Genomic DNA, 25,136 nt, shown 5'->3' on the forward strand with positions numbered 1-25,136 from the left:
GGGAGGGTCGCATGGGTTTGGCGGTGGTGACGGCGGGGACGTCCGAGATCGGGCGGCATCTGGTGGTGGCGCTGGCGGGGGCGGGGCATGACGTGGCGATCTCGCATCTCGGGTCGGGCGAGGTGGCGGCGCGGCTGGAGGCCGAGGTGGCGGCGCTGGGGCGGCGGCTGATGGCGGTGGAGTGCGACGCGGGGGACGAGGCGGCGGTGGTCGCCTTTCACGCGGCGGCGGCGGATTGGGCGGGATGCGCGCCCGCGGTTCTGGTGAACAATGCGGGCATCCAGACATGGGCCGGCCTGATGGAGCTGCGGGCCGAGCAGTGGGATGCGGTGATGCGGACCAATCTGCGCGGCACCTTCCTGAACACGCAGGCGGCGGCGCGGTTGATGATCGAGGGCGGCGTGAAGGGGTCGGTCGTCAATCTGGGGTCGGGGTGCAACAAGGTCGCCTTCCCGAGGCTGGTGGATTACACCGCGTCCAAGGGCGGGATCGAGCAGTTCACCAAGGCGGCGGCATCGGAGTTGGGGCCGCACGGGATACGGGTCAATTGCGTGGCGCCGGGGGCGATTGCCACCGAACGCACGGCGCAGGAGGCGGGGGATTACGCGGGGCTGTGGTCGCCCCTCACGCCCTTGCGGCGGGTGGGGACACCGGCCGATATCGCGGGGCCGGTGCTGTTCTTCTGTTCGTCCGCCGCGGATTTCGTGACGGGGCAGACGCTGTGGGTGGATGGCGGCGTCTTTTCGCAGGCGCCCTGGCCCTATTGATCCTGCTTTTCGGGCGGGATGACATACTGGTTGGCCAGCGCGTCGGGATCGGTCAGCAGCGGCTGTTCCCCCGGTTCGGTGCCGTTCACCCGCAGGATATAGGCGGTGATGGCGGCATAGGTTGCGTCCGGCAGCGAGGCGGGGCGCGAGGGCGGCATCCGGTCGTGGCTGTCGGCGTAGAGGTCGGCCACGGTGCGGGTTTTCCATTTTGCCTCGAAGTTTTCCCCTGCAAGGGGCGGGCCCATGGTTCCGTTTCGCAGCGTGTTGCCATGGCAGGCGGCGCAGGCGGTGTTGTAGCTGGCCTTGCCCGCGTTCACCTGATCTTCGGTGAAGGTGGCGGGCAGGAACTGGCCGGTTGCGATTTCCTCGGATTGCTCCAGCGGGGCGGGGCTGTCGGGGGCTGTCGTGCTGCCCGTGACCATCTGGCCGTCGTCGGGCCGCGCCCCGCCCGCGCGCCATGTGAAGGCGAGGATGGCGCCGGGGTTCTGCATGTCGGTCGTGGTGCCGCCGTTCAGGGCCTCGGCCAGACCGCCGGGGTCGGTGGCGACATAGATTGTGCGGCCATCGGGCGCGAGGGCGGTGTCGCGGAAGCGGTTTTCGGATTGGAAATAGCGTTCGAAGGGGGGGATGGTCGCCTGACCGTCGGCCTCTAGCCCGATGCGGTAGAGCGAGCCGCGTTTGAGCGTGGTGACGAGGAGCGAGTTGCCCCAGCCCGGGATGCCGCCCGTGGCGGGGTAGTGTTCGATGGAGGAGGCCGCGACGGTGGGCCAGCAGATGAAGTCGATGCCCTTGCAGGCGGGGTCGGCGAAGGTCCAGTCCGAGGGGACGGTGAACATGGTGGCAAGGGGGGGTGTCATGGCGTCGGCGCCCTTCCAGTCGGTTTCGCGGTCGAAGGGCACGCCCGAGGGGATTTCGAGGTCGGAAAATTCCAGATCGGCGCAGGGGGTTTCTTCGGATTCGGCCCAGCGGGCATAGACATAGGCATTGTTGTCGGCAAAGCCCGAGACATGGGGCCAGCCGTAATTGCCGCCCGCGCGCAGGATGTTGATCTCGTCATCCGTCTTTGGCCCCTGTTCGGAGGCGTAGAGCGTGCCGTCGGGGCCGAAGGCCAGCCCCTGCATGTTGCGGTGGCCATAGGTGAAGACGTGGCTTTTCACGCCCGCCAGTTCGGGGTTGTCGACGGGGATCGTGCCGTCGGGCGCGATGCGGAGCGATTTGCCGACATAGGCGAGATAGGTAGCGTCGTCGATTTCGGCCTGTGTGGGCAGGCGCTGCGCCTCGATCGGGATGCACCAGTTGCCGAGCTGGTTGTTCCCCTGATCGCCCACGGTCAGGTAGAGCATCCCGTCGGGGCCGAATTTCAGCCGACCCGAATTGTGGTCGTTCGAGGCGGGAAGGCCGGTCAGGATGTCCTGCGGGTCGGTCAGGGTGGCGCCGTCGGGGGCGAGGGTGAGGCGGGTGATTTTGGTATAGAGGTGCAGGTAGGGGCTGGCGCGGTCCTGCACGGTGGGGTCGGCGGGGAGGGTTTCGTCGATATAGGTATAGGCGACATAGACATGGTCGCGCCCCGCGCCCTGACCTAGAGCGGGGTCGAGCGCGAGGCCGAGAAGTCCGTCCTGTCCGCCCGGCGCCTCGACCTGCGGGAGGGTGGCGAGGGTGGTGGCGGCGCCGGTGGCGGGATCGATGCGGGTGATGCGCTTGCCGGTGCGTTCGGTGACCCATAGCTGGCCGTCGGGGCCGAGGGCCAGTTCCCACGGGCCTTCGAGCCCTTCGGCCACGACGCGCAGGTCGAAACCTTCGGTGCCGGGCTGGACGCTGTCGGGGGTGTCCTGCGCCCATGCGGCGGCGGACAGGGCGAGCGCGAGGCCACAGCCGAGGAAGATTGCGGTGGCGGCGGGGGCGAGTGGCGTGCGGGCGGTGGCGGTGGTGATGACGGCTGCGGGGGCGGGTCTGCGGTGCGGCATGGGATCCTCCGTGGCATGGGTCACGGGGGAACGGTGTGCGGCGCGAAGGGTTGCGCGGGGGGGGCGTTACCTGCGCGGAACTTGCGCGAGGTCAGCGCGCGGGTTCGTCGGGGACCAGCATCCGCGCCAGCAGGGCGCGCAGGGTTGCGGCGGGCACGGGTTTGACGATGTAGTCGTCCATCCCTGCCGCCAGACCCGCGTCGCGTTCGTCGCTTTCGGCATTGCCCGACAGGCCGATGATCGGTGTCCGCGCGGCAGGGCCCGAAAGCGCGCGGATGCGGCGCGTCGCCTCGATCCCGCCCATGACGGGCATCTGGCAATCCATGAGGATGAGGTCGAAGCTGTGCTCGGCAACGGCCTGAAGCGCCTCGGCCCCGTTGCTGGCGGTGCGGACCGTCAGGCCCTGACGCGACAGGAGGGCGGCGGTGATTTCGACATTCATCGGGTTGTCGTCGACGACCAGCGCTTGACGGCCAGAATAGGGCAGGTCGGGGGCGGGCGTGGCAGGGGTCGGCGTGGCGACTGGCGCGGGCGGTGGCGGTGGTGCGGGCACGGGCGCGGGTACGGGCGCGGGGGCGTCGGGCAGGGACGCGCGGGCAGTGGGAGTGGGGGCGAGCGGCGCGTGTTTGGCCCCGCGGGCAAGGGCACCGACGCGGTCGACCAGCACGTCGCGTTCCAGCGGTTTGGGGATCAGGTCATCGAGCCCCTCGCGGAAGGCCAGATCGACCGCCTCTTGCCCGCCGCGGCGGGACATGAGGACCAGTGGCGGGGTCGCAAGACCCAGCGCGTGGCGCAGGGCGCGGGCGGTGGCGACGCCGTCGAGTTCGGGCATGGTGCGGTCGATCAGGATGACGTCGAAGGGCTGGCCTGCGCGCAGGGCGGCGGTGGCGGCGGTCACCGCCTCGGCCCCGCTGGCGGCGGTGTCCGCGACGGCCCCGCTGGCGCGCAGGAGCGTGGCGGCGGCGGCGGCGGCGCGGGCGCTGTCATCGGCCACAAGGATGCGGCGGCCGCGCAGGGGCACGGTGCGGCGGCCTGCCGATTGGCGCGGGGCGGGGGCGAGGGGGAGGCTGGCCCAGAATGTGCTGCCCTGACCGGGGGTGCTTTCCACGCCGACCTCGCCGCCCATGAGATGGGCAAGCTGGCGGCAGATGGACAGGCCAAGGCCCGTGCCGCCATAGAGGCGGGCGGTGGAATCCTCGGCCTGGCTGAAGCTCTGGAACATGCGGTCGACCTGTTCGGGCGACATGCCGATGCCGGTGTCGGTCACGGCAAAGCGGATGCGGTCGGCCCCGTCCGCTGTCACCGAAAGGAGGATTTCGCCGCTCTGGGTGAATTTGAGCGCGTTGGTCAGGTAGTTCATCAGGATCTGGGTGATCCGCAGCGGATCGCCCATGAGGCGGGGCGGGACCGCAGGGTCGACATCGACGATGAGTTCGAGATCCTTGTCGGCAGCGGCGGCGGCCACCGTGTCGACGGCGGATTTGAGCGACTGGGACAGCAGGAATTCGGTGCGTTCGATGCGGAGCTTGCCCGCCTCCACCTTGGAGAGGTCGAGCACGTCGTTGATGATCATCAGGAGATGCCGCCCTGCGGCCTGAACCTTGCGGATATGGTCGATCTGGTGGGGGCTGAGCGGCGTGCCGAGCAGCAGTTCCGTGAAGCCGAGGATGGCATTGAGCGGCGAGCGCAGTTCATGGCTCATATGCGCGAGGAATTCGGATTTCAGCCGCGCGGCCTGTTCGGCAAGGTCGCGGGCGGCGGCGAGGTTCTGGGCCGCGGCGCGTTCGTTCGAGATGTCCTGCATCACCCAGACCGTGCCGCGCGCCGGATCGGCGGGGTCGATGGCGGTGGCGCGCAGGCTGACCCAGACGGTGGTGCCGTCGCCGCGGGTGAGCTCGCGGGTCGCGGTGAAGGTCCGGCCCGAGGCGATGAGGGCATAGGCTTCGGCCACGCCTTCGGTCCAGTCCTCGTCCGATTTGAACAGGATACGGGTGGAGGCCCCCACCAGCTGTTCCTGCGGGCGGAGCAGGAGCTGCGCCATGGAGGGGTTGCAGGTCTGGATGACGCGGTCGCGGACAAGGCAGATGCCGCTGTCGGCTGTGGCGAGGATGGCCTGCAGTTCCTCGTAGAGCTTGCTGAGATCCTCGGTCCGCTGGGCGACCTGTTCTTCCAGCGTGCGCTGGTAGGCCGACAGCGCGGCCTCGGCCTGGCGTTTGACGGTGACGTCGTTCCAGAGGGTGAAGACGTCGATGCGGTCGCCATCGGCGACGGCGGTCAGCATCACCTCGATCAGGGCGGTGCTGCCGTCGGTCCGCAGGTGTTCCCAGTCGAACTTGATATTGCCGCCTTCCAGCGCCTCGGCGATCAGGAGGGCGGCCTTGTCGCGCGAGCGCTGGCCGTCGGGCTGGAATTCGGGGGAAATCTGGTCGGGGCGGAGGCCCACGAAGGTTTCGCCTTCGCCATAGCCCAGCATCCGCAGGGCGGCGGCGTTGGCTTCGGTGAAATAGCCGTCCTGGATGATCGCGGTGGCCTGCGCGGAATGGCGGAAGGTGCGGCGGAACCTCTCTTCGCTGAGCGCGAGGCGGCGGGAGGCCATGGCACCCAGACTGCGCCCTGCAAGGCGCGAGGCGGCGAGTTCGATCAGCAGCCGCGCCTCGGCCGGAACGGCGTTCTCGCCGCCCGTGCAGGCAGCGGCGATCTCGCCCTGCTGGACGCCCTCGATCAGGATGGGGTGGACGAAGGCGGGGGTATGGCCTGCGGGGAAGTCGTCATGCAGCGTGTCGTACAGGCGGATGCGGAAGCGGGCGCGACCGCCGCTGTCGCAGCCACGCGACAGGGCCTGCGCCATTTCGGAAAGGATGACCGGAAGGGGGCGGCCCATGTCTTCGGTGGCGATGAAGATGTCGTGCAGGCAGGCCTGTTCGCGGATGCGCTGGCGCAGGGCATCGGCGGCGGCGGCGCGGGCAGCCATGGCGCGGCCAAGGCGCCAGCGCAGGATCGCCGCCGTGGCGATGGCCACCGCCACCATAAGCGCGAGGGTCTGGATCAGGCGCAGCACGTCGCGCGAGGAGTAGCCCAGCAGGGAGGAGAGGTTCTCGCCGCTCCAGCGTTCCACGAGGGCGGTGATTTCCTCGGGCGGGATGGCGGAAAGGCCCTGTTCCACGGCAGCGTAGAGATCGGTCTTGCCGCGCAGGACGGCCCAATGGCCGGTTGCCACGACGATCGGGGCGGTATGGGTATAGACCGTGCCGATGCCGAGGCTGGAGAAGAGCGTGTCGCCCACCACGACGGGCAGGCAGAAGATGGCGGGGGCGGGTTGTCCTGCCTTGGCCGCCGTGCCGAGCTCGTGGAGCGTGGGGTAGATTTCCAGCGGGATGCCGCGGGCGGCGAGCAGTTCCTCGCAGGCGCTGCGGGAGGTGACGCCGACGCGGCGGTTGCGGATGTCGTCGATGTCGACAAGGCGCGCCATGTCGGTGCGGTGGAAGAGGGCGAGGCTGACCTCGGCATATTGCGGCGAGAAGTCGAGCCAGTCCTCGCGGTCAAGGGCGGGGCTGGTCATGTCGACAAGGTCGATGCTGCCCGAGTCCATCGCGGCGCGCAGGTCTTCGGCTTCGACATGGACCAGGGAGACGGGGATGCCCGTGCGGCGCGACCAGAGCTGCCAGAGTTCCGCGCGGATGCCGCTGATGCGGTCGGTCGGGTCCACGATGACATAGGGGGAGATCTGTTCGGTGAAGCCCACGGTCAGGCCGTCCGCCAGTTCGGCCACCGGCTGGCCCTGCTGCGCCGGTGCGGGACTGGCGAGAAGGGCCGCAAGGGCGACCGTGGCGGATCTGGCCAAGCTGGCAGGATGCCAGACCTTTGTCATGCAAACCTCGGTCGGTCGGTGTCGCGGCGGGGTTGGAGCGAAGCGAAGGGTCTCGATATGATAAGCTAGGTTCTGTTTACAGAAATAAACATGAAGAATTCGTCTTGCCTTGCGGCAGATCAACTGCGGTTTGCGCGCCCCGCCCAGAAAATTTGCGAATGGCGCCAGAGGAATATGTCCTTTCGGGTATCGTCGCGCGGCTCGCTCTGCAAGCGGTATCGCAAGGCTTTTCACAATCAGGAGGGGAGTGACGCCGCGCCGTCACAGAACGACAGGCGGGAAGCGCGGTCGTGGGCAGGGTCGGCGCGCGCCCCGTGTCGCGTTGATTTCCCTATAGGTCGGGATGACCTATTCCTTTCCGGCGGGGCCGGTATAGCCTGCCGGTGCAGAGCAAGGGTCCGGAGCAGGCGCCAGACATGCCGACGAGGGCGATTTCGGGGGGAAACGGGGCGCGGTTGGGCCGGACCGGATTGCAGGTCGACGATCCGGCCGGAAGGTATGGTCTGACGGGCTTTGCCGATGCGGTGTTGCGCGGCGTGGCGCAGGTGATCTTCCTGAACAACAGCTATACGGGGCTGCTCTGTCTTATCGGCATCTTCCTGCATTCGCCCGTGCAATGTGCCGCCGCTCTGGTCGGGACGGTGGCCGGTACCGCTGTCGGGCTGCTGGTCCGGGCGGAGGCCGCGGATGTGCGGAGCGGGCTTTACGGCTATAACGGCTGTCTGGTGGGGATGGCGCTGCCGCTGTTTCTGGGCGGGGGGGCTGCGGTCTGGCTGCTGGCCGTGACGGGGGCGGGGCTGTCGTCGCTGCTGCTTCTGGCGCTGCGCCGCCACGGGCCGTCGGGGTTTGCGGTCCTGACCGCGCCTTTCGTCCTGTGCAGCTGGGTCGTCATCCTGCTGTTTCGCGCGCTGAATCCCGTCGGGCCGGCCGGAGCGGGAAGCCTGCGTGACGTGCCGGTTCCTGCCGCGGGTGTTCTGGCGGACTGGACGGTGGTCGAGGGGGCGCTTGCCGGATTGGCGCAGGTCTATCTCCAGCCGAGCGCGCTGTCGGGGCTGGTCATCGCGGTGGCGCTGCTGGTCGGGTCGCGGGCGGTCTTTCTGGTTGCCTGCCTGTCGGGTCTTGTCAGCGCGGCGGTCGCGTCGGTGGCGGATGTGCCGCAAGAGGCGATCCGCACCGGATTGTTCGGCTTCAACGCGGTGCTGGCGGGGCTGGCGCTGGGCGTGGTCTATCTGCGGACGGGACGGATCCCGCTTGTGCTGGCCACGGGCATTGCGGCGGCGATGCCGCTTTACCAGATCCTTTGCGCCAAGGTGCTGATGTCGGCCGGTCTGCCGACGATGAGCGTGCCCTTCATCACCGCGACATGGCTGGCCCTTCTTGCGCTGCGCCCCTTTGAGCGGTTGTGGCCGCCGCGATAGGGGCGGGATCCGTGCAGGCGCGCGGTTCGGGAGGCGTGTCGCGGGGGGGGGGCGCAAGGGACGCCGGGAATGCCGTTCTGGTTCAGGGGGTAATGGCGGAGAGGGTGGGATTCGAACCCACGGTAGGCTTGCACCTACTCCGGTTTTCGAGACCGGCGCGATCGACCACTCCGCCACCTCTCCGTGATTGGGGGTCGTCAGTGCGGCGGGGTTTAGCGGCGTCCTTCGGGGCTTGCAAGGCCGATTTCGCGCTTTTGGCGGGGAAATTTCCGAGGCGGGCGGCGGGGCGAGGGCAGGGCCGCGGGCGGGCGGATCGGCGCGCGATGCCGTTGCTGTGACTTGGCAAGGCGGGGTGCAGTCCTTAGCTGTTCGGAAAGGACAGAAGGAGCGGCGGCGATGGGCTGGGCAAGAGCAGGTGTCTGGGCAAGAGCGGGACGCGGGACAGGGCCGGTGGCGGGCGGTGCGGGGATGCTTGCGCTGGTCCTCGGGCTTGCCGTGGCGGGCCCGTCCCTGACCCCTGCGGTCGCGGTGGCGCAGGAGGCCCCCGCCACCGGTGGCGCGCAGGCCCCCTCCGAGGCGGTGGAGCGCGAGGTCGATGCGCTGCTGGCCGCGATCCGGATCGACGACACCATCGCGATCCTGCGCGAGGAGGGGCTGGAATATGGCCAGACGCTGGAGGACGACATGTTCCCCGGTGCGGGTGGCGCGTCCTGGGGGGCGACTGTCGCGCTGATCTATGACGGGGCGCGGATGCGCGCGGCGTTCCGCGCCGCGCTGGTCGAGGATTTCGCCGCCGATCCCGCCGCCGTCGCGCCGATCACGGAATTCTTCGCCTCCGATCTTGGGCGCAAGGTCGTCGATCTGGAGATCGAGGGGCGGCGGTCCTTGCTGGATGATGCGGTGGAAGAGGCGTCGAAGGCGGCGCTGGAGGACCTGCGCGCCGTGGACGGGCCGCGGCTGGATCTGCTGGAGCGGTTTGTCACCGTCAACGATCTGGTCGAATCGAATGTGTCGGGCGCGTTAAATGCCAATCTGGCCTTCTATCGCGGGATGCAGCGGGGCGGGGCCTTCGGGGACAAGATGACCGAGGAGCAGATGCTGTCAGACGTCTGGGGGCAGGAGCCGGAGATCCGGCAATCGACCGAGGACTGGGTCTATTCCTATCTGAACCTTGCCTACGGGCCGTTGAGCGATGCCGAACTGGGCGCCTATGCCGATTTCTCGGAAACGGCCGCGGGGCAGCGGGTCAACCGCGCGCTGTTCGGGGCCTTTGACAGGGTCTTTACCCCGATTTCCGAGGCGCTGGGCGTGGCGGTGGCGCGGCAGATGCAGGGGCAGGATATCTAGGGCGCGGCCTGCGGGGATCGCGCTTGACATCGGGGGGGCTTTTCCCGATAAGCGCGCATCCCGGCGAGGCGCGAGTCTCGTCCGGGGCCTATTTCAATGACGCCCGCGAGGGCGCGCTGTCCGAGGCGGGGAAACCCCGACAACGCCCGAGAGATCGGGGGCCACAGGGCGCGGAGCGAAGAAGAGGAAGACCCATGTTCGCGGTCCTGAAGACCGGTGGCAAGCAGTACAAGGTGCAGGCGGGTGACGTGCTGCGCGTTGAGAAGCTGGCCGCCAATGCTGGCGACAAGATCCAGTTCAACGAGATCCTGATGGTCGGCGGCGACACCGTCACCGTCGGCGTGCCCACCGTGAAGGGTGCGGGCGTGGTCGCGGAAGTGATCGACCAGATCAAGGGCGAGAAGACGATCCACTACGTCAAGCGCCGCCGCAAGCACAGCTCGCAGCGCACCAAGGGCCACCGCCAGCAGCTGACGCTGGTCCGCGTGACCGAGGTTCTGGCTTCGGGCGCCGAGAAGTCGGGCGTGGCTGCCGCCACCGGCACCGCCGATGCGCGCCGCGCCGCCCACAATGCTGCCGCCGCCCCGGCTGCGGAAGCTGCGAAACCGAAGCGCGCCAAGAAGGCCGCTGAAGCCGCTGCGGAATAAGGAGCAACACCCATGGCACATAAAAAGGCAGGCGGTTCTTCCCGCAACGGTCGCGACAGCGCCGGTCGTCGTCTGGGCGTGAAGCTCTATGGTGGTCAGGCCGCCATCCCGGGCAACATCATCGTGCGCCAGCGCGGCACGACCTATTTCCCGGGCCAGGGCGTCGGCATGGGCGTGGATCACACGATCTTCGCCGTGACCGAAGGCAAGGTGACCTTCAAGAAGGGCCTCAAAGGCCGTACCTTCATTTCGGTTCTGCCCGTCGCGGAGGCAGCCGAGTAAGCCGAACCTTTACATTCGGAATGTAGATGGGGGATCGGCTGAAAGGCCGGTCCCCTTCCTCATTTTCCGGCGCTGTGGCCGGGATGGGGCGGGAGGAGACAGGCGGGCGGGCCTTCGGGGCCGGTCGCGAAAAGGCCGGAGGGCGGCTCAAACCGCCGTCAGTATGGCCGTTTAGACCTTGAACGGGGGTTTTGCGCCCCCGACATGTGCTTCGTCAGGAGGGAAGCCATGATGCTGGACAAGATCGCCGCGCTGCCCGAAGGGGCCATTGCCGCCGGACGTTTCGTGCTGCGCCCCGTGCGCCGTTCCGACGAAGGGCTTTTCGCGCTTTATGCGGGCGACAAACGCGTGGCCGAGGCGACGCGGTCGATCCCGCACCCGCTGCCCCCCGGCGCGGCAGAGGCTTTCGTGACCCGCGCCATGCAGGCGGGCGGGGACGAGGATGTCTGGGTCATGGACGGCGCGGCATCCGGTCTGGCCGAGGTGCTGGGCGTGATCAGCCTGAAGCGCATGGATGTGGCCAAGTGGAACCGCGACCAGTCCGAGATCGGCTATTGGGTCGCGCCCGCCTTCTGGAATACGGGCTTTGCCTCCGAGGCGGTGCGGGCGCTGATCGCGGCCAATCCGCAGAAGAGCCGGACGATCTTTGCCGAGGTGTTCCAGGACAATCCCGGATCGGCGCGGGTGCTGACCAATGCGGGCTTCCAGTATCTGGGCGATGCCGAGACGTTTTCGGTCGCGCGCGGGGCGCGGGTGCCGACCTGGACCTATATCCGCAAGCTGGATTGAGCGTTCCGCCTGTGTCTGGCGTCGGAGCGGGGGGCCAGCCCCCCGCACCCCCCGGAGTATTTGGGCCGAGATGAAGGGGCTTTGTGCAGAAGGGCGCGGGCCTTTGGCTGCGTAAGGCTTGAGCCTTTGCCGATTGTCCACTATCGCCTTGGGCGATCCTTATGAAAGCCTGATGCCATGAAGTTCCTCGACCTTGCCAAAGTCTATATCCGCTCGGGCGGCGGCGGGGCGGGCTGCGTGTCCTTCCGGCGCGAAAAGTTCGTGGAATTCGGCGGGCCGGATGGCGGGGATGGCGGCAATGGCGGGTCGGTCTGGGCGGAAGCCGTGGACGGGCTGAACACGCTGATCGATTTCCGCTATCAGCAGCATTTCTTTGCCAAGAACGGCCAGCCCGGAATGGGAAGCCAGCGCACGGGGAAATCGGGGGATGACATCATCCTGAAGGTGCCCGTGGGGACCGAGATCATCGACGAGGACGAGGAGACCGTCATCGCCGATCTGGTGACCGTGGGGCAGCGGGTGCTGCTGGCCAAGGGCGGCAATGGCGGGTTCGGCAACCTGTTCTTCAAATCCTCGACCAACCGCGCACCCGGGCGGGCCAATCCGGGGCAGGAGGGGGTGGAGCGGACCATCTGGCTGCGGCTGAAGCTGATTGCCGATGCGGGGCTTGTGGGGCTGCCCAATGCGGGGAAGTCGACCTTCCTTGCCGCCGTGTCCAATGCCCGGCCGAAGATCGCGGATTATCCGTTCACCACGCTGATCCCGAATCTGGGGGTCGTGGGCGTGGACGGGCGCGAATTCGTGATGGCCGATATTCCGGGGCTGATCGAGGGTGCGTCCGAGGGGCGGGGGCTGGGGATGCAGTTCCTTGCCCATGTGGAGCGGTGCAAGGTGTTGCTGCATCTGGTGGACGGGACGTCATCCACCATCACCAAGGATTACCGCACCATCGTGAAGGAGCTCGAGGCCTATTCCGAGGTGCTGGGGGACAAGCCGCGGGTGCTGGCGCTGAACAAATGCGATGCGCTGGACCAAAAGACCATCACCACGCGCAGGAAGGCGCTGGAGAAGGCGTCGGGCGGGCGGGTGCATGTGATTTCGGGCGCGGCGGGGATGGGTCTGCAGGACGTGCTGCGCGCGATCTGGGCCGAGATACAGGGCGCGGAGCCGGAGAAGGAGTCGGGGCCGTGGCAGCCGTGAGCGAGGTGCGGGCGGCCGTGCCGGATGTGCGCGCGGCCAAGCGGGTGGTGGTGAAGATCGGGTCGGCCCTGCTGGTGGACCGCGCGGCGGGGCTGCGGCAGGGGTGGCTGTCGGCGCTGGCCATGGATGTGGCCGAGGCGAAGGTGCGCGGGGCCGATGTGGTGCTGGTGTCGTCGGGGTCCATCGCGCTGGGCCGCAAGGTGCTGGGCCTGCCGGCGGGGGAGCTGACGCTGGAGCAGAGCCAGGCCGCCGCGGCGGTGGGGCAGATCCGGCTGGCGCGGGCCTATGAGGAGGTGCTGGCGCCGCATGGCATCACCACGGCGCAGGTTCTGGTGACGCTGGAGGATACCGAGGACCGGCGGCGGTACCTGAATTCCCGCGCGACGATGGAGACGCTGCTGGGGCTGGGGGTCGTGCCCATCGTGAACGAGAATGACACGGTGGCGACGGATGAGATCCGGTTCGGGGACAATGACCGTCTGGCGGCACAGATCGCGGTGACGGTGGGGGCGGACCAGTTGATCCTGCTGTCGGATGTGGACGGGTTCTATTCGGCCAATCCGAAAGAGGATGCGTCTGCCGTCCGCTTTGACGTGGTGGAGCAGATCACGCCGGAGATCGAGGCGATGGCGGGCGATCCGATTTCGGGCCTGTCCAAGGGGGGCATGAAGACCAAGCTTCTGGCGGCCAAGACCGCCGTGGCAGGGGGCTGTGCCATGGCAATCATGGAAGGGTCGGTGCTGCGCCCGCTGAAGGCGCTGGCCGAGGGCGCGCACCGGACATGGTTCGTGCCCGGCGCCGATCCGCAGGTGGCGCGCAAGCGCTGGATCAACGCGATGAAGCCGAAGGGCGAGGTCGTGGTGGATGCGGGGGCCGTGGTGGCGCTGCGCGGCGGCAAGTCGCTGCTGCCTGCGGGGGTGCGGGCGGTGAAGGGCAGCTTCGGGCGGGGGGAGCCGGTGGCGATCCTTGGGCCGGATGGTGCCGTGCTGGGCAAGGGCTTGATCCGCTATACGGCGGCGGAGGCCAAGGCGATCGCGGGGCACAAGTCGGGCGAGATCGAGGGGATCCTCGGCTATGCCGGGCGGGCGGCGCTGATTCATCGGGATGACATGGTGGTCTGAGATGCATGCGCTCTTCTTCGACATGCAGCCGAAGGCAGGGCATATGCCGCATTACTTCGAACATGTGGACAGGCTGCGGCCGCTGTTGGCGGCGCATGAGGGGCTTTTGTATCTGGAGCGGTTCCGGCCCCTGGACCGGCCCGACGCCATCCTGTCGCACCAGCATTGGGCGGGCGAGGTGGCGATCCGTGCATGGCGCTGTGACGGGACGCATCGGGCCAGTCAGGCGGCGGGGCGGAAAGTGCATTTCGAGAGCTATCGCATCCGCGTGGGGCCGGAGGTCGTGCCGGAGGGCGCGGGGCGGTTCGTCGTGGCAGCCTATGGCGACGGCCCTGCGGGGCCGGGGCGCGTGCATGAGAGCGTGACGCGGGCGGGGCGGTTCCTGACGCTGGCCGAGGCGGGGCAGGGTGAGGTGGCGCGGGAGATCGCGGCGCGGGCGCGGGCAGAGGGGGCGGAGGATGTGCGCATCTTTGCCGTCTCGCGCGATTACGGCATGACGGACAGGGCCGAGGCGCCGTCCCTGTGAGGGGCGGGCTGGCAGAGCGGAAGGTTGGGACGATGGCGGACGGGGCACAGGAAGACGCAACCGGCATGATGGGCCGGATGGGCGCGGCGGCGAAGGCGGCGGCGGCAGAGCTGGCCTATGCGAGCGCCGAGCGCAAGCATGCGGCGCTGGTCGCTGCGGCGCAATATGTGTGGGAGAGCCGCGAGGGGATCATCGCGGCCAATGCGCAGGATATGGAATTCGGGCGCGCCAAGGGTCTGTCGCCGTCGATGCTGGACCGGCTGACGCTGGACGAGGGGCGCATCCGCGGGATCGTGGACGGTCTGCGCGCGGTGGCCGAGCAGAAGGATCCGGTGGGCGAGGTGATCGCCGACTGGGACCGGCCGTCGGGTCTGAACATCCGCCGCGTGCGGACGCCCTTGGGCGTGGTGGGGGTGATCTATGAAAGCCGCCCCAATGTGACGGCGGATGCGGGGGCGCTGTGCCTGAAGGCGGGGAATGCGGTGATCCTGCGGGGGGGATCGGAGAGCTTCCATTCCTCGACCGCGATCCATGCCTGCATGGTGCGGGGGCTGCGGGCGGCGGGTCTGCCCGAGGCCGCGATCCAGTTGGTCCCGACGCGGGACAGGGACATGGTCGAGGCGATGCTGCGCGCGGTGGAGTGGATCGACGTGATCGTGCCGCGCGGGGGCAAGGGGCTGGTGGGGCTGGTGCAGCGCGAGGCGCGGGTGCCGGTCTTTGCCCATCTGGAGGGCATCTGCCATGTCTATGCCGATGGCGATGCCGATCTGGAAAAGGCGCGGCGGGTGGTGGTCAATGCCAAGACGCGCCGGACGGGCATTTGCGGGGCGGCGGAATGTCTGCTGATCGACCGGCGCTTCTGGGACCGCCACGGGGGCGTGTTGCTGACCGACCTTATGGCGCGGGGGGTCGAGGTGCGGGCGGAGGGGGATCTTCTGTCGGTGCCGGGAACGGTTCCGGCCAAGGCCGATGATTTCGGGCGCGAGTTTCTGGACATGATCATCGCGGCGCGGATCGTGGATGGTGTGGACGGGGCGATTGCCCATATCCGCCAGTATGGCAGCCAGCACACCGAAAGCATCCTGACCGAGAATGACGCCACCGCCGCGCGGTTCTTCCAGCGGCTGGACAGCGCGATCCTGATGCGCAACGCCAGCACCCAGTTCGCGGACGGGGGGGAATTCGGCATGGGGGCCGAGATCGGCATCGCCACGGGCAAGCTGCATGCGCGCGGGCCGGTGGGGGCCGAGCAGTTGACGTCCTTCAAGTATCTGGTGACCGGCGACGGGACGATCAGAAGCTGAGACGCAGGCTGTCAGGGCCGGTTTCCATGTCGGCCCTGCGGCCGAGCGCGGCAAGGGCGGCGGCGGCAAGGGCGAAATGCACCTCGCCGGGTTCGAGGCTGTCGGGAAGGGGCGCACCCGTCAGGAGCGGCCAGAGCCGCGGGTCGGCCTTGAGGCGGGGCGAGGCGAGGGTGAGGTTCCAGCCGATCTCGTCCCTGAGGATGCGGATCGTCCCGCCACCGCGCATCGCGCCTTCGGCACAGAGCAGCAGGAGGAAGACCGCCTTCACCTCGGTCCGCGGGAGGGAGGCGGGGCTGGTCCAGTCGAGCGTCACGCGGCGGGACGGGAAGAGCGGGGGGAGGATATCCATCACCTCGGCCCGGGCGAAGCTCTGGTCCGGGCGGGCGATGCCGAAGGCCACGCGGAACAGGCGCAGGCGGGCAGAGAGGGTGGTGACGCTGTCGGCGATCAGCGCGACCTCGTCCCCTGTTCCGGCGGGCGTGAGGCGGAGCAGTTCCACCCCGTTGCCGATGGCGCCGATCGGGCCGATAAGGTCGTGGCAGAGGCGCGAGCCGAGAAGGGCCGCAAGGTCGGGTGTGGCGGGCATGGGTCGCCTTTACGGGAAAGGAACAGGGACAAATGGACAGGCTTCTGGAACCCGGCATGTTCGTGCGCCATCCGGCCCAGCCGGATTGGGGGCTGGGGCAGGTCCAGTCCAATATCGGCGGCAAGGTGACGGTGAATTTCGAGCATCAGGGCAAGGTCGTCATTGATACGCGGCAGGTGGAGTTGCGTCTTGTCTTCGATATCTCTGGATGATGGGGCGGCGCGCGGAATTTGCAACCCTTGGTTGTTCGTGGCGGGAAGGCGGGGGGCGGGTGTTGCATCGGAGGGGGGCGAGACGTAGATCAGCCGCAGGAATGCGGGGCTGGCCGTGACGACGATTGCCGAGGAATCCGTCTTTGCGCTGCGTCTGGCGCGGGATGCGCGCGACCTTCGGGCGGCGCAGAGGCTGCGCTATACGGTCTTTGTCGAGGAGCTGGGCGCGGACGGGCCGCTGGTCGACCATGATGCGCGGCTGGAGCGGGACGAGTTCGACGACATCTTCGACCATCTTCTGCTGATCGACACACGCCGCGATCCGGCGACGCTGGAGGATGTGGTGGGGGCCTACCGGCTGTTGCCGAGTGACCGGCTGGCGGCGGGGGGGCGGTTCTATTCCGAGGGGGAATATGACCTGACGCCGTTGCGGCAGAGCGGGCGGAAGCTGCTGGAACTGGGGCGGTCCTGCGTGCATCCCGACCATCGCGGCGGGACGGCGATGTTCCATCTGTGGAACGCGCTGGCCGATTATGTGCTGGAGCGGGAGATCGAGATCCTGTTCGGTGTGGCGAGTTTCCATGGCACGGAGATCGCGCCGCTGACGCAGTCGCTGGCCTGGCTGCATCACCATCATCTGGCGCCGCCGCCGCTGCGGGTCTGGGCGCGGCCCGAGGGGTTCCAGCGGATGGACCTGCTGCCCGAGGCGGCGCTGGACCGGCGCGCGGCGATGGCGGCGACGCCCGCGCTGATGAAGGCCTATCTGCGGCTGGGCGGGTTCGTGGGCGAGGGGGCCTTCATCGACCATGCCTTCAACACCACGGATGTCTGTCTGGTGATGGACACGGCGCGGATGTCCGAACGGCATCGCGATTTCTACACGCGGGGGCGCGTGTGACGGGGGACGGCGAGGACTGGAAGGAGGCGCGCATGGACGTGCCCGCGATCACCCTTGCGGGGTGGGTGCGGGTGCTGTGGCGGGGGGCGCTGTTCGGCGGTGTCGTCTATGGCTGTCTGGCGATCCTTCTCATGGTGCGGGTGGTGGAGCGGCCGCTGTTCGGGCTGCGCCGGCCGTGGACGCCGTGGATCACCCAATTCGTCTGCAAATCCGCCTTCGTCATCCTGCGCCTGCCGTTGGTGGTGCGGGGGCGGGTGATGCGGCAGCGGGGGGCGGTGGTGGCCAACCATGTGTCCTGGCTGGACATCTTCGCGCTGAACGCGGCGCAGCGGGGCTATTTCGTCGCCAAGTCCGAGGTGGAGCACTGGGCCGCGATCGGCTGGCTGGCGCGCGCGACGGGGACGGTCTTCATCGCGCGGAAGGGGGCCGAGGCGAAAAAGCAGCAGGCGGTGTTCGAAGAGCGGCTGCGGGCGGGGCATCACCTGATGTTCTTTCCCGAGGGGACCAGCACCGATGCGGTGCGGGTGCTGCCGTTCAAGTCCACGCTCTTTGCCGCCTTCTGGTCGCACGGATTGGAAGAGGTGATGTGGATCCAGCCCGTGACGCTGGCCTATCGCGCGCCTGCGGGGTGTGATCCGCGCTTTTACGGCTGGTGGGGGGATATGGAATTTGCGGGGCACCTGTTGATGGTGCTGGCGCAGGGGCGGCAGGGGCGGGTGGAGGTGGTGTTCCACGACCCCGTGCCGGTGGATGCCTTCCCCGACCGCAAGGCGCTGGCCGCGCATTGCGAGGCGGAGGTGCGGCGGGGGTTGGAGGGGCGGTTGTAGGACCGGCTGTCAGGCGGTGGCGGGGTGAACCCCGCCCTACTCGGGTTGAAAGAGGGCCGTCCGTAGGGCGGGGTTCACCCCGCCATCGCCCCGCCATCACCCTAACGGCGCGAGCAGCGCCTTCAATGCCGCGGCGGGGTCGTCCTTGGTCCAGATTTCCTCGCCCACGGCGAAGAAGTCGGTGACGGGGCCGAATTTTTCCACAAGTTCCGCGGTCAGCGCGCCTTCGGCGACCACGGGAACCTCGATCACTTCTGACCACCACTGGAACAGGTCCCAGTCGGCGCGGGAGCCGTCACCAAGCGGCGTTTCGCCGATGGGGCCGAAGCAGACGTAATCCGCCCCCGCCTCGCCCGCCGACATCCCCTCATGCCGCGTGGTGCCGCAATGGGCGCCGATGATGGCGTCGGGCAGGTCCTTTCGCACCTTGCGGACCGAGCGCGCGCCATCGGTCAGGTGCACGCCGTCAAGGCCCAGACGTTCCACCAGCAGCACGTGGCGTTCGATCACCACCGCCACGTCGCGGGCATGGGCCGTCAGGCGGATCGCGTCGGCGGCGCGCAGGATGCGGTCCTCGTCCTTGGTCGCCAGCGCGATGCGAAGGCAGGCGATCTCGGTCGTGTCCAGCACGGCGGCGAGCCGGTCGGGGAAGGTGTCGAGGTCCAGCTCGGGCGGGGTGACGAGATAGATCTGCGGGCGTTCTTGGTCGGACATGGGGCGCTCCGGCGAGGTTTCGGGGGTCATTAGCGCAGATTTCGCGCGATGGCGAGGGTGGCTTGGCCTTGCCGCGCAGGGGCGGCGCGCGTATCTGGCGCGCAGACCCCCGAGCCGGAGTGCGCGCCGTGACCGAGATCATCCCGCCCTGTTTCATCCTTGTGCGCCCGCAGATGGGCGAGAATATCGGGGCGGCAGCGCGCGCCATGCTGAATTTCGGGCTGGAGCGGATGCGGATCGTCGACCCGCGCGACGGCTGGCCGAACCCCAAGGCCGTGGCGATGGCGTCCGGCGCGGGGCGCGTGCTGGACCATGCGGGGATCTTTCCCGACATTCCGGCGGCGATTGCGGATTGCGATTTCGTCTTTGCCACCACGGCGCGGGGGCGGGAACTGGTCAAGCCGGTTGTCACACCCGAGCGTGCGATGGAGATGACGCGGGCCATGGTGGCCGAAGGCAAGCGGGTGGGCGTGCTGTTCGGACCCGAGCGCGCGGGGCTGGAGAACGAGGATATCGCGCCCGCCAATGCCATCGTGACGGTGCCGGTGAATCCGGATTTCCCCTCGCTCAACCTTGCCCAATGCGCGTTGCTTCTGGGCTATGAGTGGCGGCGGCAGACCGAGGTGGTGGCGCCCGAGGTGATGGGGCTGGCCCGGACGGAGTTTGCCACGAGGCAGGAGGTGGAGCGGCTCTCGGACCATTTCGAGGAGCGGCTGGAGGCGGCGGGGTTCTTCTATCCGCCCGCGAAGGCACCGCATATGAAGCTGAATATGCGCAACATGTTCGCAAGGCTGGGCCTGACGCGGGCCGAGGTGCAGACCTTCCACGGGATGCTGCGGCAGATCGCCTACAAGCTGCGCCAGATGGGGGAGTGAGTCTCTCCGGTTCTGCGGCGGAACCGGGGGTTTTGCACCCCGTCAGCCATCGGTCTCGAACCGATGGCGACTCGATGGCTGACCCCGCAGGATATTTGGGGACGGAAAATGTGCAGGCGACGGAACGGGTTGGCATCCGTGCGCTCTTCGCCGCAGGGCCTTGAAGGGAGCGGGGGGGCGGCATACCCTCCGCGCCGAAACGGGGAGACGTCAGCATGGCAGGCAAGCGCAGCATCTTCGAAGAGGTGGGGCAGGGGGTGGCATCCGCCCCGCCGCCGCAGGGGGGGATGATCGCGGCGAAGCGTCCGGGGGCGCGGCGCGGGATACGGCTGTGGCTGGTGGTGCTGTTCCTGATGGTGGCTGCGATGATCGTCGTGGGGGGGATGACGCGGCTGACGGATTCGGGGCTGTCGATCACCGAATGGCGGCCCGTGACGGGGGCCATCCCGCCGCTGGATCAGGCGACGTGGGAGGCGGAGTTCGAGAAGTACCGCGCCATTCCCGAATACCAGTTGCAGAACAAGGGGATGAGCCTTGAGGAATTCAAGGTCATCTATTGGTGGGAATGGGGGCACCGGCAGCTGGGACGAGCGATCGGGCTGGTCTGGTTTGTGGGCTTTTTCGGGTTCCTTGTCGCGTGGCAGATACCCGCGGGATGGACGGGGCGACTGCTGGGGCTGGGGGCGCTGGGTGGTTTGCAGGGGGCCATCGGGTGGTGGATGGTGTCGTCGGGGCTGACGGGGACGATGCTGGATGTGGCGTCCTATCGGTTGGCGACGCATCTGGGGTTGGCCTTTGTCATCCTTGGGCTGATCGCGTGGTATGTCTTCCTGCTGGGGCGGAGCGAGGCAGAGTTGATGCAGGCGCGGCGCGGGCGCGAGGCGAAGCTGTTTTCCATGTCCACCGGCCTGATGCATTTCGCCTTCCTGCAAATCTTGCTGGGCGCGCTGGTGGCGGGGATCGATGCGGGGCGGGCCTTTCCGACATGGCCGGACATGAACGGGTCGTTCTTTCCGGCGGATGCCTTCTATGTGCCGGATGGCAATGGCGGCAGCCTGCCGGTATGGCATGCCTTCTTTGAAAACCCCGGGCTGGTGCAGTTCATGCACCGGATGTCGGGCTATCTGCTGTTCGTCTTTGGCGTGGTGGTCTGGTTGCGCGGGCGGCGGTCGGCGCATGGGGCGACGCGGGCGGCGTTTCATGCCGTGCTGGCGATGATGGTGGCGCAGATGGCGCTGGGGATCGCGGCGGTGCTGACGGCGGCGCATGTGCATGTGGCGATCACCCATCAGGTGGGCGCCGTGATCCTGTGGGTGCTGATCATCCGCGCGCGGCATCTGGCGGGCTATCCCGTGGCGGGTTCGATCCGGGAGGGGACGGCATGAGCGCCTATGACGATCTGATGGCCTTCCAGCGCGAGACGGAGGCGCTGGCGCAGGTGGCGGGCCGCCTTGGCTGGGATCAGGAGACGGTGATGCCGCGCGGCGCGGCCGAGCAGCGGTCCGAGGAGATGGCGGCGATGGAAGGCGTGCTGCATGCGCGGCGCACTGACCGTCGCATCGCGGATTGGCTGGGGCAGGCGCGGGCGGCGGATGACGTCGCGGCGGCGCAATTGCGGCTGATCCGGCGGAGCTACGAGCGGGCGACGAAGGTGCCCGCGTCGCTGGCGCAGGAGATCGCGCGGGTGACGTCGATGGCGCAGGGGATCTGGGCCGAGGCGCGGGCCAAGGAGGATGTGCCGGGCTTCCTGCCGGTGCTGGCCGAGGTGATCCGCCTGCGGCAGGAGGAGGGCGCGGCGCTGGCGGCGGGGGGCGATCCCTATGACGCGCTGATCGACGATTACGAACCCGGCGCGACGGCCGCGACCATCGGCGCGATGTTCGACCGGATGCGGCCGAGGCTGGTGGCGCTGCGCGGGCGGGTGCTGGGGGCTGCGAAGCAACCCGCTGGATTGTCAGGGAAATTCGGGGAAGAGGCGCAGATGCGTTTCGCCCGCGATCTGGCTACGGCCTTCGGCTATGACTGGAACCGGGGGCGGCTGGATATTGCGGTGCATCCGTTCTCGTCGGGGTCGGGCGATGATGCGCGGATCACGACGCGGGTGGCGGAGACGGACCCGTTCAACTGTTTCTATTCCACCATCCACGAGGTGGGCCACGCCTGTTACGAGCTGGGCATAGACCTAGATTATCGCCTGACTCCCTTGGGATCGGGCGTATCCATGGGTGTCCATGAGAGCCAGAGTCGCATCTATGAGAACCAGCTGGGGCGGAGCCGCGCCTTTACGGGCTGGATGTTCGGGGAGATGCGCGCGCGCTTTGGTGAATTCGGTATTGACGATGCGGACGCCTTCCATGCGGCGGTGAACCGCGTGCAGCCGGGGTTCATCCGGACCGAGGCGGACGAGGTGCATTACAACCTGCACATCATGATGCGGTTCGATCTGGAACGCGCGCTGATCCGCGGCGATCTGGCGGTGGGCGATCTGGAGGCGGCGTGGAACGACCGGTTCGCCGCCGATTTCGGGGTTAAGGTCGATCGTCCGTCGCATGGCATGTTGCAGGATGTGCATTGGTCGGTGGGTCTGTTCGGCTATTTCCCGACCTATACGCTGGGCAATGTTTACGCAGGCTGCCTGCACCGTGCGCTGCGGGCGGATATCCCCGATCTGGACGAGGCGCTGGCGCGCGGGGATGCGTCGCCCGCGACGGGCTGGCTGCGCGAAAGGGTGCAGCGGCATGGCGGGCTGAGGGAGCCGCGCGCGACCATTGCCCATGCCTGCGGGTTCGAGCCGGACGAGGGGCCGCTTCTGGATTACATCGAGGCGAAATTCGCGGCGATCTATGACCTTTGAACGGGGCGAGGGGCGGGCGGTCTGGACGCTCGCCCTGACGCAGGCGCTGGGATATGCCTGTTTCTTCTACATTTTCGCGGCGCTGCTGATCTATTGGCAGCGGGGGACGCCGTTGTCGGACGGGGTGATCGCGGCGGGGCCGCTGCTGGCGACGATGGTGAGCGCGCTGGTCGCGCCTGCGGTCGGCCGGGCTGTGGATCGCGGGCAGGCGGTGGCGATGATGGCGGCGGGGCCGGTGATCGGGGCGGCCGCGCTGGTGCTGCTGGCGCTGTCCGGGGGGGCGGGGCTGTGGCTGCTGGCCTGGTCGGGGCTGGGGCTGGCGCAGGCGCTGTGCCTGTATGATGTCTGTTTCGGGATGATGATCCGGCGTTTCGGGGCCGAGGCGCGGGGGGCGATCACGCGGGTCACGCTGGTGGCGGGGCTGGCCTCGACGCTGGCCTTTCCGGCGGGGGCGTGGCTGGCCGAGGCGTTGGGCTGGCGCGGGGCGGTCTGGTGCGCGGTGGCGGTGGTGGTGGGCGTGATGCTGCCCCTGCAGGTCGGGGCGGCGCGGGTTCTGGTGCGGCGGACCGAGGCGGCAGAGGTGCGCGGGGCCGCGCGGCTGCGCTGGGGCGAGGTGCTGCGGATGCAGGGGTTTCTGGGGCTGGCGGCGCTGTTTTCGCTGGTGAACCTGAACCATTGGATGCTGGTCAACCATATCCGGCCCATGCTGGAGGCGCTGGCGGTTCCGGCGGGACTGGGGATCGTGGCGGCGGCGGTGATCGGTCCGGCGCAGGTGGCGGGGCGGCTGGTTCTGGCGGGGGCAGGGGCGCGGATGGGGACGGGGCTGGCTTCGTGGGTCACGGTGTCGGCCCTGGTCGTGGCGCCGGTCTTCCTTGTGCTGGCAGTGGTCTGGCCTGTGGCGGCGGTGGGGTTTGCGGCCTGTCAGGGGGCGGCGATGGGGATCATCACCATCCTGCGGCCCGTGCTGGTGGCCGAGACGCTGGGGCAGGAACGCTATGGCGCGGTGGCGGGGATGATGGCCATTCCGGGGCTGGCGGCGATGGCGGTGGCCCCCCTGATCGGGACGGGGCTGGAGAGCCTTGGCGGGGTCTGGCTGATGATCGGGACGGGGTTCTGCTTTGCGCTGGCGGCGGCGGGGGCGCTGGCGGCAAGTCGTTGAGGGCGCTGGATTTACTGTCGGTCTTGTGACGAGGGCGGTTGTCCGGTTGTCGTGCAGACGGGTGTACCGCCGGCTGTGCATACGCGCGGTGCCCCAAGGGCGCGTTAACCATCCGGTCGGGGGGCAAAATTCTTCTGCGAAGAATTTTGGGGACGATCCTTCTGCGAAGGATCGGGGTGGTGTCGGGGGAGCGGGTGCCGCTGGGGGCGGGTGATCCTTCGCCAGAAGGATCGGGGCGCAGGATTTTCGCCAGAAAATCCTGCCTATTCCGCCCAGTCGGGTTTGCGCTTTTCAAGGAAGGCGGCAACCCCTTCCTCGGTGTCGCGCCAGAGCATGTTTTCGGTCATGCGCTCGCCCGTCAGGCGGTAGGCCTCGGCCAGGGACAGCCCCTGCTGGTCGTAGAAGCTGCGTTTGCCGATATGGACGGCGGCGGTGAGTTTCGCGGCCAGCGTTGCGGCGAGCTTGCGCGTTTCGGCGGAGAGTTGGCCCGCGGGCGCGATGCGGTTGACGAAGCCCACCTCGCGGGCGCGGGGGGCGGGGAGGAAGTCGCCGGTCGTCAGCATCTCGAAGGCGACGGCGGGGGGCACTTTGCGGGTCAGGGCGACCATGGGGGTGGAGCAGAAGAGGCCGATGTTCACACCGTTGACGCCGAAGCGGGCGTCGTCGGAGGCCACGACCATGTCACAGGAGGCGGCAAGCTGGCAGCCGGCGGCGGTGGCGATGCCGTGGACTTCGGCGATCACCGGCTGGGGCAGGGCGGGCAGGCGCTGCATCATGGCGGCGCAGGCGTCGAAGAGGGTGCGGAAGAAGGCGGCGCCCTTGTCGGGGGTGGCGCGGGCGGCCTGCATTTCCTTCAGGTCGTGGCCCGCGCAGAAGGCGCGGCCCGCGCCGCGCAGGATGACGACGCGGGTGGTGCGGTCCTGTGCGAGGCGGTCGAGTTCGGCGGTGAGCCGCGCGATCATGGCCTGCGAGAGCGCGTTCAGGCTGTGGGGGGCGTTGAGCGTCAGGGTGGCGATATGGTCTTCGTCGTGGCGCTGGATCAGGTCGTCGGTCATTGCATCCCCCTTTGGTCTGGGCGAGACGATAGGGGCAGATGGCGGCAAGGGGAAGCGGATGGCGTTGGTGATGGATCGCGGGGCGCTGGCGGCGTTTCTGGAAAGCGATTTCGGGCAGGTGGCGGGGGAGTTCACCGTCGAGCGGGCCGAGGAGGCGGGGGTGACGCTGCGGCTGCGCGTTGCGGAGCGGCATCTGCGACCCGGGGGCACCGTGTCGGGGCCTGCGATGTTCGGGCTGGCGGATGTGGCGATGTATCTGGCGATCCTGAGCCGGATCGGACCGGTGGCACTGGCCGTCACCACGAATTGTTCGATCGATTTCATGCGGAAACCGGTGGCGGGGCGCGATGTGCTGGCCGAGGCGCGGCTTTTGAAGCTGGGGCGTGTGCTGGCGGTGGGGGATGTGCTGCTGTTTTCGGAAGGCAGCGCGGAGCCTGTGGCGCGGGCGGGGATGACCTATTCGATCCCGCCGCGGTGAGGGGGTGAGGCCCGGGGCCGCGCCGGGGGGCAACCCGTTTATAGCGGCGTGGACCCCGTCCTATGCATCCCGGAGCGCAAGGAGGGGTGGAGGGGTCCAGTGGACCCCTCCACCCCTCCGCCGCTAGGTGTGAATTCTCGGGAGGTTGTTCACCCGAAGCGGGGTTAGGCTGCAATCGCCAAACTCCAGCCGAGGATTCCGCAGGATGAACAACCCGCACCAAGGTGCCCGCCTTACCGTCTACA

General features: G+C 68.5%; 23 protein-coding genes and 1 tRNA gene. 18 read left to right on the forward strand and 6 right to left on the reverse strand.

All coding sequences use genetic code 11. The features are described from left to right. Window positions 1-11: 11 nt before the first annotated feature. Window positions 12-767, forward strand: coding sequence for an SDR family NAD(P)-dependent oxidoreductase (locus GU927_RS04125; protein ID WP_161761084.1), 756 nt, complete (start codon window positions 12-14; stop codon window positions 765-767). Here GU927_RS04125 and GU927_RS04130 read toward each other — a convergent pair. After that, window positions 761-2,731 (reverse strand): glucose/sorbosone family PQQ-dependent dehydrogenase, encoded by a 1,971-nt coding sequence (locus GU927_RS04130; RefSeq protein WP_161761085.1) that lies wholly within the window; start codon window positions 2,729-2,731, stop codon window positions 761-763. The two genes, GU927_RS04125 and GU927_RS04130, sit on opposite strands and share 7 nt — an antisense overlap. 91 nt (window positions 2,732-2,822) lie before the next feature. Then, on the reverse strand, window positions 2,823-6,572 hold the full coding sequence (locus GU927_RS04135) for a response regulator (protein ID WP_217765523.1): 3,750 nt from the start codon (window positions 6,570-6,572) through the stop codon (window positions 2,823-2,825). Between the two features lie 443 nt (window positions 6,573-7,015). On the opposite strand from GU927_RS04135, the gene GU927_RS04140 reads away from it, so the two are divergent. Beyond that, window positions 7,016-8,017 carry an urea transporter gene (locus GU927_RS04140; RefSeq protein WP_161761087.1) on the forward strand — a complete coding sequence of 334 codons (1,002 nt, stop codon included), beginning with the start codon at window positions 7,016-7,018 and terminating at the stop codon, window positions 8,015-8,017. Window positions 8,018-8,110: 93 nt separating this feature from the next. Here the strand turns inward: GU927_RS04140 and GU927_RS04145 are convergent. Continuing rightward, a tRNA-Ser gene (locus tag GU927_RS04145) sits at window positions 8,111-8,200 on the reverse strand. A 213-nt stretch (window positions 8,201-8,413) separates the two neighbouring features. On the opposite strand from GU927_RS04145, the gene GU927_RS04150 reads away from it, so the two are divergent. From GU927_RS04150 to GU927_RS04185, 8 genes are all read left to right on the forward strand, one after another. Beyond that, on the forward strand, window positions 8,414-9,364 hold the full coding sequence (locus GU927_RS04150) for a DUF2059 domain-containing protein (protein WP_232489118.1): 951 nt from the start codon (window positions 8,414-8,416) through the stop codon (window positions 9,362-9,364). Window positions 9,365-9,558: 194 nt separating this feature from the next. After that, window positions 9,559-10,011, forward strand: a complete 453-nt coding sequence (rplU, locus tag GU927_RS04155) for a 50S ribosomal protein L21 (RefSeq protein ID WP_161761088.1) — start codon at window positions 9,559-9,561, stop codon at window positions 10,009-10,011. Between the two features lie 12 nt (window positions 10,012-10,023). Then, window positions 10,024-10,293: a 50S ribosomal protein L27 gene (gene rpmA / locus GU927_RS04160; protein WP_161761089.1), complete on the forward strand. Its 270-nt coding sequence runs from the start codon at window positions 10,024-10,026 to the stop codon at window positions 10,291-10,293. 228 nt (window positions 10,294-10,521) lie between these two features. Next, the gene (locus GU927_RS04165; RefSeq protein WP_161761090.1) at window positions 10,522-11,082 is read left to right on the forward strand and encodes a GNAT family N-acetyltransferase; all 561 of its coding nucleotides are present in this window, start codon (window positions 10,522-10,524) and stop codon (window positions 11,080-11,082) included. Between the two features lie 177 nt (window positions 11,083-11,259). Then, entirely contained in the window at window positions 11,260-12,282 is a 1,023-nt protein-coding gene (obgE, locus tag GU927_RS04170) for a GTPase ObgE (protein ID WP_161761091.1), read from the forward strand. Window positions 12,283-12,299: 17 nt separating this feature from the next. After that, the gene (gene proB, locus GU927_RS04175; protein WP_232489123.1) at window positions 12,300-13,403 is read left to right on the forward strand and encodes a glutamate 5-kinase; all 1,104 of its coding nucleotides are present in this window, start codon (window positions 12,300-12,302) and stop codon (window positions 13,401-13,403) included. A 1-nt stretch (window position 13,404) separates the two neighbouring features. After that, on the forward strand, window positions 13,405-13,929 hold the full coding sequence (locus tag GU927_RS04180; protein WP_161761092.1) for an antibiotic biosynthesis monooxygenase family protein: 525 nt from the start codon (window positions 13,405-13,407) through the stop codon (window positions 13,927-13,929). A gap of 8 nt (window positions 13,930-13,937) precedes the next feature. Further along, window positions 13,938-15,233, forward strand: coding sequence for a glutamate-5-semialdehyde dehydrogenase (locus GU927_RS04185; RefSeq protein ID WP_269770103.1), 1,296 nt, complete (start codon window positions 13,938-13,940; stop codon window positions 15,231-15,233). On the opposite strand, the gene GU927_RS04190 is transcribed toward GU927_RS04185, so the two are convergent. Beyond that, window positions 15,223-15,819: a histidine phosphotransferase family protein gene (locus GU927_RS04190; RefSeq protein ID WP_161761094.1), complete on the reverse strand. Its 597-nt coding sequence runs from the start codon at window positions 15,817-15,819 to the stop codon at window positions 15,223-15,225. The two genes, GU927_RS04185 and GU927_RS04190, sit on opposite strands and share 11 nt — an antisense overlap. A 32-nt stretch (window positions 15,820-15,851) precedes the next feature. Here GU927_RS04190 and GU927_RS04195 point away from each other — a divergent pair, with 32 nt between their 5' ends. From GU927_RS04195 to GU927_RS04205, 3 genes are all read left to right on the forward strand, one after another. After that, a complete protein-coding gene (locus GU927_RS04195) occupies window positions 15,852-16,031 on the forward strand; it encodes a DUF3553 domain-containing protein (RefSeq protein ID WP_161761095.1) in 180 nt (59 codons plus the stop codon). 124 nt (window positions 16,032-16,155) lie between these two features. Beyond that, complete coding sequence (locus GU927_RS04200; protein WP_394357656.1) at window positions 16,156-16,929, forward strand: GNAT family N-acetyltransferase; 774 nt, start codon at window positions 16,156-16,158, stop codon at window positions 16,927-16,929. A 32-nt stretch (window positions 16,930-16,961) separates the two neighbouring features. Then, window positions 16,962-17,756, forward strand: coding sequence for a lysophospholipid acyltransferase family protein (locus GU927_RS04205; protein WP_161761096.1), 795 nt, complete (start codon window positions 16,962-16,964; stop codon window positions 17,754-17,756). A 96-nt stretch (window positions 17,757-17,852) separates the two neighbouring features. Here the strand turns inward: GU927_RS04205 and GU927_RS04210 are convergent, their stop codons facing one another. Further along, a complete protein-coding gene (locus GU927_RS04210) occupies window positions 17,853-18,470 on the reverse strand; it encodes a thiamine phosphate synthase (RefSeq protein ID WP_161761097.1) in 618 nt (205 codons plus the stop codon). Between the two features lie 128 nt (window positions 18,471-18,598). Between GU927_RS04210 and GU927_RS04215 the strand changes: the two genes are divergently transcribed. The 4 genes from GU927_RS04215 (at window position 18,599) to GU927_RS04230 (ending at window position 23,358) form a co-directional block, all read left to right on the forward strand. After that, complete coding sequence (locus GU927_RS04215) at window positions 18,599-19,345, forward strand: RNA methyltransferase (RefSeq protein ID WP_332838485.1); 747 nt, start codon at window positions 18,599-18,601, stop codon at window positions 19,343-19,345. 215 nt (window positions 19,346-19,560) lie between these two features. After that, the gene (ctaA, locus tag GU927_RS04220) at window positions 19,561-20,730 is read left to right on the forward strand and encodes a heme A synthase (RefSeq protein WP_161761098.1); all 1,170 of its coding nucleotides are present in this window, start codon (window positions 19,561-19,563) and stop codon (window positions 20,728-20,730) included. Continuing rightward, the gene (locus tag GU927_RS04225) at window positions 20,727-22,199 is read left to right on the forward strand and encodes a carboxypeptidase M32 (RefSeq protein ID WP_161761099.1); all 1,473 of its coding nucleotides are present in this window, start codon (window positions 20,727-20,729) and stop codon (window positions 22,197-22,199) included. Before ctaA ends, GU927_RS04225 begins: the two co-directional genes overlap by 4 nt. After that, entirely contained in the window at window positions 22,189-23,358 is a 1,170-nt protein-coding gene (locus GU927_RS04230) for an MFS transporter (RefSeq protein WP_161761100.1), read from the forward strand. Before GU927_RS04225 ends, GU927_RS04230 begins: the two co-directional genes overlap by 11 nt. A 263-nt stretch (window positions 23,359-23,621) precedes the next feature. Here GU927_RS04230 and GU927_RS04235 read toward each other — a convergent pair whose 3' ends face one another. Then, window positions 23,622-24,413: an enoyl-CoA hydratase gene (locus GU927_RS04235; protein WP_161761101.1), complete on the reverse strand. Its 792-nt coding sequence runs from the start codon at window positions 24,411-24,413 to the stop codon at window positions 23,622-23,624. Between the two features lie 58 nt (window positions 24,414-24,471). On the opposite strand from GU927_RS04235, the gene GU927_RS04240 reads away from it, so the two are divergent. Next, window positions 24,472-24,891 carry a PaaI family thioesterase gene (locus GU927_RS04240; RefSeq protein WP_161761102.1) on the forward strand — a complete coding sequence of 140 codons (420 nt, stop codon included), beginning with the start codon at window positions 24,472-24,474 and terminating at the stop codon, window positions 24,889-24,891. Window positions 24,892-25,136: the final 245 nt, after the last annotated feature.

This window comes from Paragemmobacter amnigenus (assembly GCF_009908265.2).
GTDB lineage: Bacteria > Pseudomonadota > Alphaproteobacteria > Rhodobacterales > Rhodobacteraceae > Paragemmobacter > Paragemmobacter amnigenus.

Coding starts and splice junctions, on each gene's coding strand:
- GU927_RS04125 (WP_161761084.1), top strand. CDS start 12: ATGGGTTTGGCGGTGGTGACGGCGGGGACGTCCGAGATCGGGCGGCAT.
- GU927_RS04130 (WP_161761085.1), bottom strand. CDS start 2,731: ATGCCGCACCGCAGACCCGCCCCCGCAGCCGTCATCACCACCGCCACC.
- GU927_RS04140 (WP_161761087.1), top strand. CDS start 7,016: ATGCCGACGAGGGCGATTTCGGGGGGAAACGGGGCGCGGTTGGGCCGG.
- GU927_RS04150 (WP_232489118.1), top strand. CDS start 8,414: ATGGGCTGGGCAAGAGCAGGTGTCTGGGCAAGAGCGGGACGCGGGACA.
- rplU (WP_161761088.1), top strand. CDS start 9,559: ATGTTCGCGGTCCTGAAGACCGGTGGCAAGCAGTACAAGGTGCAGGCG.
- rpmA (WP_161761089.1), top strand. CDS start 10,024: ATGGCACATAAAAAGGCAGGCGGTTCTTCCCGCAACGGTCGCGACAGC.
- GU927_RS04165 (WP_161761090.1), top strand. CDS start 10,522: ATGATGCTGGACAAGATCGCCGCGCTGCCCGAAGGGGCCATTGCCGCC.
- obgE (WP_161761091.1), top strand. CDS start 11,260: ATGAAGTTCCTCGACCTTGCCAAAGTCTATATCCGCTCGGGCGGCGGC.
- GU927_RS04180 (WP_161761092.1), top strand. CDS start 13,405: ATGCATGCGCTCTTCTTCGACATGCAGCCGAAGGCAGGGCATATGCCG.
- GU927_RS04190 (WP_161761094.1), bottom strand. CDS start 15,819: ATGCCCGCCACACCCGACCTTGCGGCCCTTCTCGGCTCGCGCCTCTGC.
- GU927_RS04195 (WP_161761095.1), top strand. CDS start 15,852: ATGGACAGGCTTCTGGAACCCGGCATGTTCGTGCGCCATCCGGCCCAG.
- GU927_RS04205 (WP_161761096.1), top strand. CDS start 16,962: ATGGACGTGCCCGCGATCACCCTTGCGGGGTGGGTGCGGGTGCTGTGG.
- GU927_RS04210 (WP_161761097.1), bottom strand. CDS start 18,470: ATGTCCGACCAAGAACGCCCGCAGATCTATCTCGTCACCCCGCCCGAG.
- ctaA (WP_161761098.1), top strand. CDS start 19,561: ATGGCAGGCAAGCGCAGCATCTTCGAAGAGGTGGGGCAGGGGGTGGCA.
- GU927_RS04225 (WP_161761099.1), top strand. CDS start 20,727: ATGAGCGCCTATGACGATCTGATGGCCTTCCAGCGCGAGACGGAGGCG.
- GU927_RS04230 (WP_161761100.1), top strand. CDS start 22,189: ATGACCTTTGAACGGGGCGAGGGGCGGGCGGTCTGGACGCTCGCCCTG.
- GU927_RS04235 (WP_161761101.1), bottom strand. CDS start 24,413: ATGACCGACGACCTGATCCAGCGCCACGACGAAGACCATATCGCCACC.
- GU927_RS04240 (WP_161761102.1), top strand. CDS start 24,472: ATGGCGTTGGTGATGGATCGCGGGGCGCTGGCGGCGTTTCTGGAAAGC.